Source organism: Alcanivorax sp. HI0083 (genome assembly GCF_001635175.1).
In genome coordinates, this window is the sequence record NZ_LWFX01001593.1 from 1 (window position 1) to 1523 (window position 1523).

Annotated in this window: 1 protein-coding gene; it reads right to left on the reverse strand. The window is 59.1% G+C overall.

All coding sequences use genetic code 11. The annotated features are described in order from the left end of the window. Positions 1-258: 258 nt before the first annotated feature. The coding region (locus A3754_RS23710; RefSeq protein ID WP_063521519.1) for a 2-isopropylmalate synthase at positions 259-1523 on the reverse strand (1265 nt) is incomplete at its 5' end.

The following is a 1523-nucleotide window of genomic DNA, read 5'->3' on the forward strand; positions in this document are numbered from 1 at the left end:
CGACGGCACCTAATGGGACTGAATCGCCTCATGCTCAAGGCCCCTCACCATGAAAGCCGCGCTTCGCACAACGTCATCAAAATAGCACCGGGTCGTGGGAAGTCATGCTTGCATGACGAAGACATCTAGCCTGCAGGTCCGATTAGCCTTAAAGGCGCAACCCGACGGACAACGTGAACCCTGCGCCCCGGCTTCTTCGCGATGCAAGCATCGCTTCCCACAGAAAATCAGGGATATTGGGCGTGCCTCAGGGACTCTTTAACTATTTGCCGCTAACTGCTCACTAGCTTGTTGCACCCGGCCCACCGCAGACAGAATCGCCTGCAAGGCAGCAGCGGTAGTGTCCGCCGCCATGGCCACGGCACTCTGGGTGGTGTCGCCTACCTGCACGCGCACACAGGCCATGGCATTGGCTTCGGTGTTATCGCCCAACGAGTATTCATCGAACGACACCACTTTCACCTCGCCGCCAATGCGCCGATTCAGGGCATCGACCAGTGCCGACATGGCGCCGTCTCCACGGCCGGACAACAATGTCACCGGCTGGCTGTCATCACCAATACTGATCTGCGCCTGCACCTGTTCGTTACTGCGGTTCAGGTCGTAAGAGCGCAACACCCAGCCCATGGGGACGTTCAGATAGTCGCTATTGAAACGACGATGCACCCGCTCGCTGGTGATCTCGCCGCCGTCTTCTTCCGCATCGCCCTGCACCACGCCAGCCAGCTCCTGCTGCAACCAACGGGGCAAGTCGATACCGAAATCCCGCTCCAGCACGTGAGCGACCCCGCCCTTGCCGGACTGGGAGTTGATGCGCACCACTTCCTCGTAACGCCGTCCCACATCGGCCGGGTCAATCGGCAGGTAGGCCGCTGTCCAGATATCCCCTTCCTGATAACGGGCCAGACATTTGCGAATGGCATCCTGATGGCTACCGGAAAAAGCACTGAACACCAGATCCCCCGCATAGGGATGGCGAGGGTGAGTCTGGATGTCGGTAATCTCCTCCACCAATGCCACAATTTCTTTCATCCGTGAGAAGTCGATCTGTGGATCAATCCCCTGGCTGTACAGGTTCATGCCGGCGGTGACCAAATCCATGTTGCCGGTACGCTCGCCGTTACCCAACAAGGTACCCTCGACACGATCCGCCCCGGCCATCACCGCCATCTCGGCAGCGGCCACGCCACAGCCACGGTCGTCATGGGTGTGGACACTGATAATCACGTCATCGCGATACTGAATCTTGTCATGCACCAGCTCAACCTGGTCGGCGAACACATTGGGAGTACTCACTTCCACGGTGGCGGGCAGGTTGATGATCACCCGCTGGCCCTGATCCGGACGCCACACGTTGTTCACCGCATCGATGACTTCGATGGCGAAATCGGTTTCGGTGGCACTGAAGGTTTCCGGAGAATACTGGAAGCTCCAGTGGGTTTCCGGCTGTTTGGCCGCGCAATCGCGCACCCATTCAGCGGCACGCACGGCAATGGCCTTGCAACCGGCCTTGTCCACGTTGA